Annotated in this window: 13 protein-coding genes and 4 tRNA genes; 9 read left to right on the forward strand and 8 right to left on the reverse strand. The window is 60.4% G+C overall.

The annotated features are described in order from the left end of the window. Window positions 1-41 precede the first annotated feature (41 nt). The 4 genes from PSN43_RS08705 to PSN43_RS08720 all read right to left on the reverse strand — a co-directional run bounded on the left by PSN43_RS08705 (window position 42) and on the right by PSN43_RS08720 (window position 478). A tRNA-Thr gene (locus PSN43_RS08705) sits at window positions 42-117 on the reverse strand. Window positions 118-164: 47 nt separating this feature from the next. Next, a tRNA-Gly gene (locus PSN43_RS08710) sits at window positions 165-241 on the reverse strand. A gap of 63 nt (window positions 242-304) precedes the next feature. After that, a tRNA-Tyr gene (locus PSN43_RS08715) sits at window positions 305-390 on the reverse strand. Window positions 391-402: 12 nt separating this feature from the next. Beyond that, window positions 403-478: transfer RNA gene (locus PSN43_RS08720), tRNA-Thr, on the reverse strand. A 373-nt stretch (window positions 479-851) separates the two neighbouring features. Here PSN43_RS08720 and PSN43_RS08725 point away from each other — a divergent pair. The 3 genes from PSN43_RS08725 (at window position 852) to PSN43_RS08735 (ending at window position 3,690) form a co-directional block, all read left to right on the forward strand. Beyond that, window positions 852-1,529: a substrate-binding periplasmic protein gene (locus tag PSN43_RS08725; protein ID WP_272700333.1), complete on the forward strand. Its 678-nt coding sequence runs from the start codon at window positions 852-854 to the stop codon at window positions 1,527-1,529. Between the two features lie 65 nt (window positions 1,530-1,594). Then, entirely contained in the window at window positions 1,595-2,614 is a 1,020-nt protein-coding gene (locus PSN43_RS08730) for a tRNA dihydrouridine synthase (protein ID WP_272700334.1), read from the forward strand. A 62-nt stretch (window positions 2,615-2,676) separates the two neighbouring features. Continuing rightward, window positions 2,677-3,690 carry a chemotaxis protein gene (locus tag PSN43_RS08735; RefSeq protein ID WP_272700335.1) on the forward strand — a complete coding sequence of 338 codons (1,014 nt, stop codon included), beginning with the start codon at window positions 2,677-2,679 and terminating at the stop codon, window positions 3,688-3,690. A gap of 498 nt (window positions 3,691-4,188) precedes the next feature. On the opposite strand, the gene hypE is transcribed toward PSN43_RS08735, so the two are convergent. Together hypE and hypD are read right to left on the reverse strand one after the other, a co-directional pair. Beyond that, entirely contained in the window at window positions 4,189-5,193 is a 1,005-nt protein-coding gene (gene hypE / locus PSN43_RS08740) for a hydrogenase expression/formation protein HypE (RefSeq protein WP_272700336.1), read from the reverse strand. A 2-nt stretch (window positions 5,194-5,195) separates the two neighbouring features. Further along, entirely contained in the window at window positions 5,196-6,290 is a 1,095-nt protein-coding gene (hypD, locus tag PSN43_RS08745; protein ID WP_272700337.1) for a hydrogenase formation protein HypD, read from the reverse strand. Between the two features lie 404 nt (window positions 6,291-6,694). Here hypD and PSN43_RS08750 point away from each other — a divergent pair, with 404 nt between their 5' ends. From PSN43_RS08750 to PSN43_RS08775, 6 genes are read left to right on the forward strand one after another with little or no spacing between them, the layout of a single operon-like run. After that, the gene (locus PSN43_RS08750; RefSeq protein ID WP_442874868.1) at window positions 6,695-7,336 is read left to right on the forward strand and encodes an HD domain-containing protein; all 642 of its coding nucleotides are present in this window, start codon (window positions 6,695-6,697) and stop codon (window positions 7,334-7,336) included. Next, entirely contained in the window at window positions 7,302-8,213 is a 912-nt protein-coding gene (locus PSN43_RS08755; protein ID WP_272700339.1) for a D-alanine--D-alanine ligase family protein, read from the forward strand. Before PSN43_RS08750 ends, PSN43_RS08755 begins: the two co-directional genes overlap by 35 nt. Then, window positions 8,214-9,500, forward strand: a complete 1,287-nt coding sequence (locus PSN43_RS08760) for a 3-deoxy-D-manno-octulosonic acid transferase (RefSeq protein ID WP_272700340.1) — start codon at window positions 8,214-8,216, stop codon at window positions 9,498-9,500. It abuts the gene before it with no gap. 18 nt (window positions 9,501-9,518) lie between these two features. Next, a complete protein-coding gene (gene kdsB, locus PSN43_RS08765) occupies window positions 9,519-10,259 on the forward strand; it encodes a 3-deoxy-manno-octulosonate cytidylyltransferase (RefSeq protein WP_272700341.1) in 741 nt (246 codons plus the stop codon). After that, window positions 10,259-11,383: a glutamine-hydrolyzing carbamoyl-phosphate synthase small subunit gene (carA, locus tag PSN43_RS08770; RefSeq protein ID WP_272700342.1), complete on the forward strand. Its 1,125-nt coding sequence runs from the start codon at window positions 10,259-10,261 to the stop codon at window positions 11,381-11,383. Before kdsB ends, carA begins: the two co-directional genes overlap by 1 nt. 27 nt (window positions 11,384-11,410) lie before the next feature. Further along, entirely contained in the window at window positions 11,411-12,211 is an 801-nt protein-coding gene (locus PSN43_RS08775) for a tetratricopeptide repeat protein (RefSeq protein ID WP_272700343.1), read from the forward strand. A gap of 155 nt (window positions 12,212-12,366) precedes the next feature. Here the strand turns inward: PSN43_RS08775 and PSN43_RS08780 are convergent, their stop codons facing one another. Next, a complete protein-coding gene (locus PSN43_RS08780) occupies window positions 12,367-12,747 on the reverse strand; it encodes a pancreas/duodenum homeobox protein 1 (RefSeq protein WP_272700344.1) in 381 nt (126 codons plus the stop codon). 104 nt (window positions 12,748-12,851) lie between these two features. After that, window positions 12,852-14,138, reverse strand: coding sequence for a DUF401 family protein (locus PSN43_RS08785; RefSeq protein ID WP_272700345.1), 1,287 nt, complete (start codon window positions 14,136-14,138; stop codon window positions 12,852-12,854). Window positions 14,139-14,161 lie beyond the last annotated feature (23 nt).

The raw sequence follows: 14,161 nt of genomic DNA on the forward strand, positions 1-14,161 counted from the left end.
TTCTAAATACTTGTTGACAGCGCTAAAACAAAAAAACGTTCTGGAGCTCACGACCGGAATTGAACCGGTGACCTCATCCTTACCAAGGATGTGCTCTACCGACTGAGCTACGTGAGCAAAGCCACTCACTGTTGTAATGATGGATTAAGAGAGAGAAGGCTTAGTGGAGCGGGAAACGGGACTCGAACCCGCAACCCTCAGCTTGGAAGGCTGATGCTCTAGCCAATTGAGCTATTCCCGCTCACTCTCTGTAGTCCATCAGCAGCTCCTGAAGCCGCCTCCTACAGTGTGACTCGAAAAAAAGTGGTGGTGGGGGGAGGATTTGAACCTCCGAAGGCGAATGCCGACAGATTTACAGTCTGTTCCCTTTGGCCACTCGGGAACCCCACCATTTTATCTTACTGGAGCTGGCGATGGGACTTGAACCCGCAACCGGCTGATTACAAATCAGCTGCTCTACCAATTGAGCTACGCCAGCCAACCGGGAACGAAGTCTATATACGCCGCCATGTCAAAAATCAAGAGTTTTCAACGACCTTTTTTCCCGCTGTCCGGGAAGCGTCGTCTTCCGCTCGAAGACGGGCCGGTTTAATTAGAAAAGCGGTAGTTTGTCAACCCTGTGGTTGCTTTTTTTTCAAATTCTTTCTGAACGAGCCCGTTTCGATCCCCTTCCAGCCACCGCCAGCGCCCATATTCGTGTTTACTAATAGCCCTACGAATGCAAATGGTATAGTATATTAGCCTGTAGACAACTCACAACCCGCGACGCGACCATGAGATTAGCAGCCCTCCTCCTCATAGCATTAGCTGTGCTTGTTCCCTGCCCAGCGCAAAGCGCCAACCTTGTCGTGATGACTCACGACCTGGCCGGGCAAGCCTACGTGGACCAGGAGAACTGGGAACTTCGCGGCATAGAGCACTCGGGCAAACGCGCGTTCAACCTTGAAGTGGTCCGGGAGATCATGCTCGCCATAGGCAACAAGGGCCGCATCCGGGAGGTGTCCTTCGCCCAGGGAATGCAGGCCCTCTCCTCCCGGCCGGACACCGTATTCTTCAACGTCTACCGGACGCCACAGCGCGAAGCGCGGTTCAAATGGGTAGGTCCTCTCCAACGGGAAATCGACTACCTGTACGGCCTCCGCAGCAGCGGTCCCATCGGCGGGCTCGCCGAGGCCAAACAGGTCCCGGGCATCTGCACCGTGGACGGAAGCCAGCACCACGCCACCCTGCTGGAACTCGGCTTCACGAACATCGTTCCAGCACGCACCTATCTTCAATGCTTCGCCATGCTCAAAGAGGGGGCCGTCACACTGGCCGTCTCTTCCGAAGAGACGCTGCTGCGCAAACTCCGGCAAACGAAACTCCCTGCCTCCGACATTAGCCGCGTGTCCGAACCGCTGCTCCAGTCCGCGGGGTACATCGCCTTTTCACCGGATATCGACGACACCACCGTCCGCAAGTGGCAAGCAGCCCTGAACGCCCTGATCAGCTCCGGCCGGTTCCAGGAGCTCTACGAACGCTATTATTGAGTTATCCCGGCGCAAGTCCCTTTTCCTTTGACTCGGGCACATCCAACCCGTATTTGCATCCCGTCATGAACCGCTTTTCCATCACCCCCGACTCCCCGTGGCTGGCCCCCCTTGCGGGCTACTCCGATCTGCCCTTCCGTATGCTCGTGCGCAAATACGGATGTGCCGTGGCCTGTTCCGAAATGGTCTCCGTCAAAGGCATGGCCTTCAAGAACTCCGGCACACGGCGTCTTATCGCCACCTGTCCCGAAGACGACCCCATGGTCCTCCAGCTCTTCGGCTCCGAGGCGCAGTATTTCCCCCCGGTCATGGAAAAACTAATCGGCATGGGATACCGCAATTTCGACCTCAACGCGGGCTGCCCGGTGCGCAAGGTCCTCAAGTCCGGCTCCGGCGTGCAACTCATGGAGGATCTCGACAAACTGGTCGAATTGGCCTCCATCATGGTGGCCAAGGCCGCCGAGCACCCCGAGGGCGGCCGCGTGGGCGTCAAGTTCCGCCTGGGCTTCAACAAAGGCGAGGAAGTCTTCCTCGACCTTGCCCGCAGACTTGAAGACGTCGGCGTCGACTGGGTCACGCTCCACCCGCGCTACGGCAAACAAATGTTCGCAGGCCAGGCCAACTGGGCAAAACTGGCCGAGCTCAAAAAGGCCGTCTCCATCCCGGTCATCGGGTCCGGCGATCTGTTCTCCGCCGAAGAAGGCGCGCGCTGCATTAAAGAAACCGGCATCGACGCCATCATGTTCGCCCGGGGAGCCCTCTTCGATCCCTCCATCTTCGCCCGCTACGCCGCCATCCGCGCCGGCTCCCCCCTGCCCGTGCGCGACGGCGCGTTTCTGGCGGACATCGTCTGCGAACACATTCGCCTGACCCGGCTCTTCGAAGGCGACACGCGCTCCTTCCGCAAAATCCGCTCCATCGTTCCCCGCTACGCCAAGGGGCTCCGGGGAATCCGGTCCCTGCGCGCCTCCCTGCTCCAATGCGAGACCTGGGAAGATCTGGAACGGGCGGCCGAGGTCATCCGGGACCTGGAACCGGCCGACCCCGAAACCGACTGGCCCCCTGTTGACGAAATTTGCCGATAGCGTTTACACACACTTCTGTTGCCTTAATCATTTCATACCCTTGACAAGGAAACGATATCATCATGGCCACCCAGTCCACTGACATTCTGCTCGAAGCGGGCACCAACGAGCTGGAAATCGTCGAATTCTACCTTGAAGAGGAACCCAAGGAATCCGCCGAAACCGAGGCCAACCAGGAAGACCAGGCGAACGGAAACGGGCACAAACCCAGCCGCAAAGGATACTACGGCGTCAACGTGGCCAAGGTGCTGGAGATCATCCGGATGCCCAAGGTCACGGAGATGCCCGAGGTTTCCCACTCGTCCGTGCTCGGCGCCTTCAACCTCCGCTCACGGATCATCCCCCTGCTCGATCTGTCCATCTGGCTCAAGAAAAAACGGGTGGAAAACGAGCCGCCCAAGGTCATCGTCACCGAATTCAACCAAGTCACTTCGGCCTTCATGGTCTCAGGCGTGACCCGCATCCACCGCATCTCCTGGGAGGATGTGGAAGCGCCCAACAAATACGTGTCCGCCCTGTCCTCGGACTCCATCACCGGCGTGGTCAAATTCGAAGACCGCATCGTCTTCATCCTCGACCTGGAACGCATCGTCTCGGAGCTCAACCCGGCCATGCGCCTCCGGTTCGACGACAACTTCGTCCTCGACGGCTTCTCCGGATACAAAGCCCTCATCGCCGACGATTCCCCGCTCATCCGCGAAATGATCCGCGACATGCTCGGCCAGGCCGGATTTCAGGTGGAAAAAACCACCAACGGCCGGGAATGCTGGGACCGGCTGCTGGAAATCAAGAAACGCGCCCTGGAAGAGGACCGGCCCATCACTGATTATGTCCAGGTCCTGGTCTCGGACATCGAAATGCCCATGATGGACGGCCACCATCTGTGCAGGCGCGTCAAGGAGGACCCGGTCCTGCGCAGCCTGCCGGTCATTCTCTTCTCATCGCTCATCACCGACAAGCTCCGCCACCGAGGTGAAACCGTAGGCGCGGACGACCAAATCTCGAAACCCGAAATCACCCAGCTCGCCCGGCGCGCAGCCGCGCTCATCGAGGACCGCAAGACGCGGAGCAGATAAGCGGCCAAGCCTGATATAAACTTCCAAGACAAAGGGGTTCGGTTTGCCGGGCTCCTTTTTCTTGTTTTTGAAGAGCCTCCGGCGGCCAGAGGAGGAAACTTTTGAAAAAGTTTCCCCCTCTGGACTCCCCCTTCCAAACTTTTTGGCGCCGCTTCGCGGGGGAGTGAGCGCGATCATTTTTCCTTCTTTTTTTTACAAAGTGGACCCTTATGGCAACTCCCCGCTTTCACGGCAGGACGCCGTGGAGCAAGGAAAAATCCACGCCGAAAGGCGCATACAGGGGATGCAAAGGAACCCTTGCCCGCGGAAGGCGAAATCATCCGGCTCTTTCCGCGAAGCGGCTTTCAATGCTTGATTTTCGTCTTCAGGGAGTTGAAGGGGTAATTTCCTTTGCAAAGGGTGCCCTCGCTCCCCTTTCCTCCTGGCTGTCGGAGGCAGAACAAACAAAAAGGCCCGGCTGATGCCGGGCCTCTTTGTTTATTCTGCGGGCGTCAGCGCCTAACAGATGCGGGGGAGTTGTTCGCCTTCCAACATGCCGAGGAGCCGCTTCCCACCGAGGGGAGTGACGAGCACGACTTTGCCGGGGTTGGCGTCGGTCATGGACCCGATACGGCGGGCGTCCCGGCCCAGGGGGTCGGCGCGCATGATTTCCAAGGCCTTTTCGGCGTACTCTTCGGGCAGGACGCAAAGGAACTTGCCCTCGTTCGCCAAATAAAGGGGATCGAGGCCGAGAATGGAACAACCGCCCTTGACCTCGGGCCGCACCGGGATATCGTTTTCGATCAATTCGCAGCACACGTTGGAGCTTTTGGTGATCTCGTTGAGGGTAGTGGCCAGGCCGCCGCGGGTGGGATCACGCAGGACGTGCACCTCGGGCAGTTCGCTGACGAGCTTGACCAAAAGATGGTTAAGCGCGGCGGAATCGGACTGCACCTTGGCCTCGAAATCGAGTCCCTCGCGGGTGCCGAGCACGGTCAGCCCATGATCGCCAATGGTCCCGGAGACAAGCACGGCATCGCCGGGACGGGCGGCGTCTCCACTGGGAACAGGGTCGGCGATGACATCGCCGATGCCGGTGGTGTTGATGAATATCTTGTCGCAAGCTCCCTTGGGAACGACCTTGGTGTCGCCGGTGACGACCTTGACCCCGGCCTTGCGGGCGGCCTCGCCCATGGAGGCCACGATCCTCTCCAGGTCGGCCATGGGCAGGCCTTCCTCGATGATGTAGCCGCAGGTGATGTAACGCGGGACCGCGCCCATCATGGCCACATCGTTGACCGTGCCGTGCACGGCGAGCGAACCTATGTCGCCGCCGGGAAAGAAGATCGGGTCGACCGTGAAGGAATCAGTGGACATGGCCACCTTGCCGGACAGGGAAAGCACGGCCGCATCATTGAGACGGTCGAGTTCGTCGTTGCCCAGGTGCTTGAGAAAGAGTTCGGAGATGAGGCGCTGGGAAGCGCGCCCGCCGCTGCCGTAATCGAGTAACACCTTGTCAGACATGTCTAATCCAGTTTGTATTTGTAGTATGCCGCACAACTGCCCTCGGTGGAGACCATGCACGGGCCGACCGGATCGGCCGGAGTGCAAGCCTTGCCGAAAAGAGGACATTGATCGGGCTGTTTGACGCCCTTGAGAATGTCACCGCACTTGCAGCCGGGCAAGGACGGACTTTCCTTGATTTCGATGCCGAATTCCTTCTTGGCGTCGAACTGCTCCCACTCGGAGCGTATTTCAAGGCCGGAACCGGGGATCAGGCCGAGGCCGCGCCAGAGGGCGTCGCAGGGTTCGAACACCTCATACATGATCTCCAGGGCCTTGGGATTGCCGTTCTCGCCGACGATGCGCGTGTAGTTGTTGGACACATGCGCCTCGCCCTTGTTTCGCCACTCGATCATCTGGTTCAGGGACTGGAGGATGTCCAGGGGCTCGAACCCGGTGACCACGGCGGATTTGGCGTAATCGCGGGCGATGAACCGATAGGGTTCCACACCGATGATGGCCGAGACGTGGCCAGGCAGGATGAAGCCGTCGATGTTGATGGCCTCGTCGGAAAGGAGCGCGTCAAGGGCGGTGGGCACGGTCTTGTGAAAACAGAGAATCCGCAGATTGCCGATGCCCTGCTGGCGGGCCATCTTCATGGTTCCGGCGATGGTCGGCGCCGTGGTTTCGAAGCCCACGCCGATGAAGACCACCAGGCTGTCCGGATTCTCCTTGGCCAGCTTGAGGGTGTCGAAGGGCGAATAGACGACCTTAACCCGCGCGCCGTCGGCCATGGCCTTCTTGAGGTTGCGGCCCTTGTCGCCGGGCACGCGCATGAGATCGCCGAAGGTGGCGATGATGACCTTGTCGCGTCCGGCCAGATCAAGGAAGGCGTTCACCTCGGACTCGTGGGTGACGCAGACCGGGCAGCCCGGGCCGCTCAGATGCACCACCTTTTTCGGCAGGAGGGAACGCAGTCCGCTTTGGAAAATGGCTACAGTGTGGGTGCCGCAAACCTCCATGAAGCGCAGCTCCCGGTCCAGCTCGGATTCCATCTTGTCGAGGATTTTCCGGCACAGGTCAGGATCACGAAATTTTTCAAGTAATTCGAAGCTCAAAGCATAATCCTTTAGGCTGAATGATGAACCGGTTTCTTTAGGTTAGCGACAGTCATATACTCTCTGAAAGATATGGGCAAATGAAAAACCGGGAGATTCGGCCGGTGGTTACGATAGATGAAAATCGACTCAATTTTCGGAATGCGGATTCTCCCTCCGGGACGGGAACCTCCTGTCGCCCGGCGATCGGGGATTCTCCCGCCCAGCCGGGAAAGTCGTGCTGAGGACTCCGTTACATGGCGCGCATTTCCCTTGGAATCCTGGAAAAAGAATAGCCTGGGAGTGAGCCGTCCGTTTTTTCCCGTACCCGCCAGCTTTATTTTTTCCGGCCGTGCTGATAGATTGAAGACATCGGATGCGCTGGTGCATCCCGGCCAACCCGACGCGCTCCGCGCACGCATGCCATGTCTGCCAAAGAAAACACTTTCCGACCCGCCGGTCGGTATAGATCGCCCCTTCCCCCGCCGCCGCCCGCCGTGCACGCCCCGGGACAATTCGTCCCGGACGACGCGCAGTGCTTCCGGTACTGGGAGGAATTCGCCATGCTCGACAACGTGGCCGAGCACAGCCGCATGGTTGCGGCCGTCGCCACCTGCATCGCCGAACGGGCCGTCGAAAAGGGCATGGACGTGCACGTTCCTACGGTGCGCGCATCGGCCCTGCTCCACGACCTGGCCAAGACATACTGCATCCGCCACGGCGGCAATCACAGCCAGCTCGGCGGGGCCTGGGTGGCCGAACTGACCGGGAATCCGGTCATCGCCTGCGGAGTGAGCCATCACGTCTATTGGCCCTTCGACATGGATCTTGCGCGCTACTTCACGCCCCTGGCCGTGCTTTACGCGGACAAGCGGGTGAACCACAACGAGCTGGTGTCCATCGAAGACCGCTTCAAGGACCTGATCATCCGATACGGAATCCCGATGAACCTCCAGGACCGCATAAACGAAACCAAGCGGCAGGCCCTGGAATTGGAACAACTGATATGCGACACACTCGAGGTGGACCTCAATGCATGTGATTTTGATAGCGGGCGGCTGGTCTGACGAACGGGATGTTTCCCTGGTCGGAGCAAAGAAGATTCGGACCGCGCTGGATGAACTCGGCCATGAAGTGACGTTTTTCGACCCGGCCGACGACTTCAGAAACCTGCTCAACATAGCCAAAGACGCTGATTTCGCCTTTATCAACCTGCACGGCGAACCGGGCGAGGACGGCCTCATCCAGGCCGTCCTGGACAAGGCGGACTGCCCCTATCAGGGCGCCGGTCCCGCCGGTTCCTACCTTGCCTTGAACAAGGCCGCCGCCAAGGAAGTCTTCGAGGCCAACGGCATCAAGACACCGGACTGGCAGCTCGTCACCCCCACGCAGGGACGGGAGACTCCGCTGAAACTCCCCCTGCCCGTATTCGTCAAGCCCGACAAGGGCGGCTCGTCCCTGGGCATGTCCCTGGTCCGCACGGCCGAGGAATTCCCGGCGGCATTGGACAAGGTATTCGCCATGTGCCAGTCCGCGCTGGTGGAAACCTATATCCACGGCGTCGAGCTGACCTGCGGCATTCTCGGAGAAAAGGCCCTGCCCCTCATCATGATTACCCCCAGGGACGGTTCCGACTTCTTCGACTACGAAAACAAGTACGCGGCCGACGGGGCCGAGGAAATCTGTCCGGCTCCCGTGGACGAGGCGCTGTCCAAGTCCATTCAGGACCAGATGCTCGTCGCGCATTCGGCGCTGGGCCTGAGAGGCTACAGCCGAGGCGACTTCATCGCCACCGCCGATGGGGATACCTATCTGCTCGAAGTCAACACCCTGCCCGGCATGACTCCCACCAGCCTGCTGCCCAGGGCAGCGGCCCACGTGGGCTACTCGTTCACCGAACTGATAGGCGAGCTTATCCGGCTCGGACTCCAAGGCAGGGGCTAAATGGGAAAAACCGGCGTGAACATGGGCCTGCGGGCCTACGGGTTGGCCTGGAAGGCCGTCCTGCCCCTGCTCAGGTTCAACGGACGGCTCAAGGACGGCTGGGAGCAGCGCACCCTGGACGGCGGCCTGCCCGCACCGGCCCACCTGTGGATACAAGCCGCCAGCGGAGGCGAGGCGTACCTTGCCTGGGAGATTCTCAAGCATCTGAGGCCGCCCGCATCCGCATCCCTGCGCGTGCTCGTGACCACCAATACCCTCCAAGGGCACCAGACCCTGGCCCGGGCGGCGGACGAGATCAACGGCCGCAAGTCCGGCCTCGCGGTGCAGCCCTGGTATTTCCCCTTCGACGATCCGGGCCTCATGCGCCGCATGGTCGACCGGGTGCGCCCGGAATTGGCCGTCATTCTCGAAACCGAGATTTGGCCGGGCTTTCTGTCCGCCTGCAAGACCGGCGGCGTTCCCGTGCTTCTGGCCAACGGCCGCATGACCACCAAGTCCCTGGCCGGATACATGAGCTGGCCCGCCCTGTTCCGCGAACTCGCGCCGGAACGGATCATGGCCGTATCCGAAACCGACGCCCGACGCTTCGGGACCCTGTTCGGCCGCGACCGGGTAGAGGTCATGCCCAACATCAAATTCGACCGCATGGGCGACGCCGGCCCCATGACCCGCGCGAGCAATCCCCTCAAGGACATTGTCGCCGCCGAAGACGACTTCGTCATATTCGGCTCGGTCCGCCGCGAGGAACTGGACGCCGTCACCCGTCTGGCTGCCGGACTCCTGTCCGCCCGTCCGGGCACGGTGCTCGGCCTGTTCCCCCGCCACATGCACCACCTGGACCTGTGGCGCGCAGCCATCGACGGAGCCGGACTCAACTGGGTCCTGCGCTCCCGCCTGACCGGAACGGCGAAACCCGGCACCGTGATTCTTTGGGACACCTTCGGCGAGCTGGTTCCGGCCTATGGACTCGCCAAAGCGGCCTTTGTGGGCGGCTCCCTGGCCCCGCTCGGCGGGCAGAATTTTCTCGAGCCCCTGACCAGCGGCGTGACTCCGGTGACGGGTCCTCATTGGAAAAATTTCTCCTGGATGGGCCGCGAGATCATCGATTCCGGCCTGGCGGTGGAGGCGGCCGATTGGCGGGAAGCCCTGGAATCGCTGAAAAAGATTCTGGAAGAAACGCCGCCTCGCGAAAAAGTGACCGCGGCCGCCGGGCAATATATCCGGGATCGCCGGGGCGGCGCGGAAGCGGTCGCTAAACAGGTTGCCGATTTCCTCAATAACGATTAAATACGCAGCGCAGCAGCAATGAGCGAATTCCCCGAATGTCACGGCATCATCCCCGCAAGGTTCGAGTCCTCGCGGTTCCCGGGCAAGCCGCTGGTCGAGATCGACGGCAAGCCCATGTTCTGGCACGTCTACTCTCGGGCTTCGGCCTGTCCCCAGATGACCAGCGTCACCCTGGCGACGGATGACGAGCGCATCCACGCAGCCGCCCGGGAACTCGGCGTACCCGTGGTCATGACCCGCTCGGACCACAGCAGCGGTACGGACCGCGTCCTCGAAGCGGCCAGGACCCTGTCCATTGACTCCGACGCGGTAGTGGTTAACATCCAAGGTGACGAGCCATGCCTGGAGCCGGACATGCTCACCGAATTGGTACGGCCCTTCTCAAACCGCCGGGTGCGGGTGGCCACGCTGGCCACATCCATAGGCCCGGACGAGGCGGCCTCGCCCGATCGGGTCAAGGTGGTCCGCGCCCGGGACGGACGCGCGCTCTATTTCTCGCGTTCGCTGGTACCCTTCGACCGTGACGAAAAGCTGCATGGCTTTTTGCTGCACATCGGCCTCTACGCCTTCCGCATGGAAGCGTTGGAGCGGTTCGGCAGCCTGGACCCGAGTCCGCTGGAGCTCCGGGAAAAACTGGAGCAACTCCGTCTTCTTGAGGACGGCATCGATATTTACGTAACCGAGACGCGGCACACCTGCCACGGGGTGGACAGGCCCGAAGACCTCGTCAAGGTCAAGACCATTCTGGAGAATCATTGATGAAAGCGATCCTTGCCCTCGAAGACGGCACGATTTTCAAGGGAACGAGTTTCACCGGGCAGGGCGAAGCCTCCGGTGAGGTCATCTTCAACACCGGCATGACCGGCTACCAGGAAATCCTGACCGATCCGTCCTACACCGGGCAGATGGTCACCATGACCTATCCGCTCATCGGCAACTACGGCGTCAATCCCGAGGACGTCGAATCGCACAAGGTCCAGGCGGCGGGCTTCATCGTCAAGGAATGCTGCAAGAAGCCCAGCAACTGGCGTTCCTCCATGTCCCTGCCCGAGTACCTGACCCAGGCCGGAGTCATGGGCATCGAAGGCATCGACACCCGCGCCCTGACCCGCCACCTGCGCATGAACGGCGCACAGCGCGGCTACATTGCCACCGGCGACGCCGATCCCGCGGAGCTGGTCGAGAAAGCCCGGTCCATCGAAAAGATGGAAGGCCTCAATCTGGCTGACCGCGTGTCCTGCGAAAAGCCCTACACATGGGACGGCAAAAAGCCCGTCTTCATCGATGAATTGAAAGATTTCGCCTGGAAAGGCACCGGGCCCAAGCTCGCCGTGTACGACTTCGGCATCAAGTGGAACATCCTGCGCCTCATCGAGGAACAGGGCTTCGACATGATCGTCCTGCCCTCCCATTTCACCGCCGCCCAGGTGCGCGAACTCGGCCCGGACGCAGTGTTCCTATCCAACGGCCCCGGCGACCCGGCCGCCGTCACCACCGCAGTCGAAGCCGCCAAGGACCTCTGCGAGGACCTGCCCGTGGCGGGCATCTGCCTCGGCCACCAGATTCTCGGCCTCGCCATGGGCGGAACGACCTTCAAGCTCAAGTTCGGCCACCACGGCTGCAACCATCCGGTCATGGATCTGCAAACCGAGAAGATCGAAATATCCTCCCAGAACCACGGGTTCTGCGTGGATGTGGAAGGCCTGGATTTCCTGGAAAAGACCCACGTAAACCTCAACGACAACACTCTTGAGGGATTCCGGCACAAGGAAAAGCCCATCCTGGCCATCCAGCACCACCCTGAGGCAGGGCCGGGTCCTCACGACAGCCGCTATTTCTTCCCGAGGTTTCGTGATATGGTCAGGGAAAGAACCGGGCTGTAGCCCCACAACCTCCGCCAGGAACGAACCATGTCCACTGATCTGATCAAGTCTCGCAAGAAGCTGAACTCCGTCTCCACCCTCCTGAAACAGGGCAAATACATGCCCGCTGTTCAGGCGGTCCACGACGGGCTCATCCTCTTTCTCAAGAATCAGGTCATGAAAAACGAGCGCGACGAATTCGAAGAGATCCTCAAACGGGTTACCTACGTGCTCAATTCGGACAAGGAACTGCGCAAGATATACCCCCTGGTCATCAGCTACGAGCCGGGCCAGGAACGCCCGCTGCTCGACGCCATGCGCGAGCTCCTGCAAGAGTTGCAAAAGGCCCTCAACGAAGAGGTTCAAAGCGACCTGAAGGCCCTCAACGCCCAGAAAAGGGCCGAATTGGAGAAAGGACAGGCACATCTGGACGCCCAGGAATGGGATAAGGCCAACTCGGTCTTCGACCAGCTCGTCCGCACCTTCAGCGGAGATTCGGAGCTCAAGGCGGACATCGCCGACCGCTACCTCAACGCGGGCCGGTACAAGGAAGCGTACTCCATGCTGGATGACGCGCTCAAGGACGACCCCAACGCCATCCATCTATACAACCGCATCGGCATGGTCCTGCGAAAGATGCAAGACTATGAGACCGCCGAAAAGTATTACCTCAAGGCGCTCACCCTGGCCTCCGATGACGAATACCTGCACTACAACATGGGCCGACTCTACTACGACTGGCGCAAATGGGCCAAAATGGCCAGCTCCGCCAACAAAGCCGTTCAGATCAACCCCGACTTCGCCGAAGCCGTCAAAATGCTTAAATTCGCCCAGAAGAAAATGAGCTGACGGCTGACGGACTCTACCTCATTCACGACTCAAAGGGGCTTTCAGCAGAAAGCCCCTTCTTTTTTGCCTCCGGCCGCCGGAGGCGAATCTTCAACAAAAAAACCGGACCGGGAGTGCCCCCCGGTCCGGTTTGTTTCTACGACAACGCCCCGGCGTCAGGCGAGGGTGATGGTCAGGGGGATAACGTGAAGTTCGCGGGAGAGTTCGCGCGTATTGCCGAGTTGCCATTCGGCGGACGGAGCGCCTGCGGCTTGCGCCACGGCATCGGCGATGCCGTTGACGTTGATTACCGGGTGCCGGGAAAAGACCTGAGGCAAACCATAGGTCAGGTTGCAGGCCAGACACTTGCCGGGCCGCTGGACGAGCTTGAGTTCGAAATTAAGGACTTGTCCCTCGGCTCCGCCATAGGCCAGGGCAATATCGTAGCTTCCCTCTTCGGCGTCACCGAACAGGGCCTCGAAAAAAGCCTCGGTCCGCTCGGGCGGGAAAATGGTCCGCAAAATATCCTCTGTAAAAATTCGGCCGTATGGGCTCATGAACAGTCCCCCAAAGAAAACAATTGGTTAGCGCTGGTACCTACATTGACGAAGTTTGGTGTTTACCCAAAATACCGGCACCGGGCAAGATGAACCGGCGGTCATCAGATGTAGAGAAAGAAAAGAGCCACTCCCGATGCGAGGAAGACGAGACACGGAGGCACAACCTTGCGCCAGGTCCGCCCCAGGTCGCACTGGAAGTATTCGCAGGTGAGAATGAAGCAAATGTGAATGGGCGATATCATCACGCCCGTAAAGCCGCAGAATGTGGCCAGCACGATGTAGGGAATAGTCTGATCCTGCATACCGAGGGAGGCGAGCACGCCGAGCAGCAAAGGAAAGGTCGCGCCCACGAAGGCCACGTTGATGCCCGCCACCATGCCGACGAGAAACGGCAGGAAAGCGGCCGAGGCGAACAGGGCCGCGTTGCCGCCCGCCACGCGGGCCATCTCGCTGACCACGCCCGCGGCCTGGAGAATGTCCTTGAAGACGAAGATGGCGGTAATGACGAAAACCATGGACCAGAGGGATTTCTTGGTCAGCACCTGCCGGAAGAACTCCAGCCCGAGCTGCGTATTCTGGACCATGACGCAAGCCACCGCCGCGGCCAGGGCGGCGACCACGCCGAACTCGAATGGGATGGCGGGCGCGAAGGCGGCGATGGAGGTCTCCAGCCCGATGGCTCCCACAATGGCGATGAGCAGCGGCAGCCCTTCCCTGAATGCGGCGGACTTGCTGCGGGAGGTGACGGGCATGGGGATGGCCAGGTCCTGGCTCCCGAGCACGCCGGGCCGCAGGAAGAATATCCAACCGGCGAAAAGCATGATGGGGGTGCCGGGCCAGGTGTAGGAAATGAGATCGATGATCTGGATGTCGGCCAGGGCCAGGGTCAGAATGATGCCGGGGTAGAGCGGCCAAACCAGCTCCCAGATGTGCCGGAACCAATAATTGAGCACGGCCCGATCCGAATTGGTGATGCGCATGTCCTCGGACACGGTCTTTATCATGGGCGCGGAAAAGACCGCCCCGCCGGGCATGGGCAGCAGTCCAATGAGCGCGGGGAAAAAGATGAGCCTGAGCCTCGGACTCGTCAGGAAACCGGACAAAGCCTCCATGAGCCGTCGGGACTGGCCCGACCGTTCCATGGCGTCGCTGAGAATCAGGATGAGGCCGACAATGGCCGCCAGAAACAGAAATTTCTCCTGAGCCAGGGCCAGAACGCCCGTCTCGACAATGGACGCGACGCCCATGCCGAAAAGAAGCCCCATGGCCGCACCGCCCAGAAGGATGGACAGCCCCAGCCCGATGCGCAGGCGCATTCCCGCAAGCATGAGCAGAAAGGAGAAAAGCACCTTGAGAAAGGGCGCGAGAGTAACGAGAAGGGAATCCATGCGAAGCATCCTTGCGGGTTGGA

This window comes from Desulfovibrio sp. Fe33 (genome assembly GCF_028532725.1).
Classification (GTDB): Bacteria; Desulfobacterota; Desulfovibrionia; order Desulfovibrionales; family Desulfovibrionaceae; genus Pseudodesulfovibrio.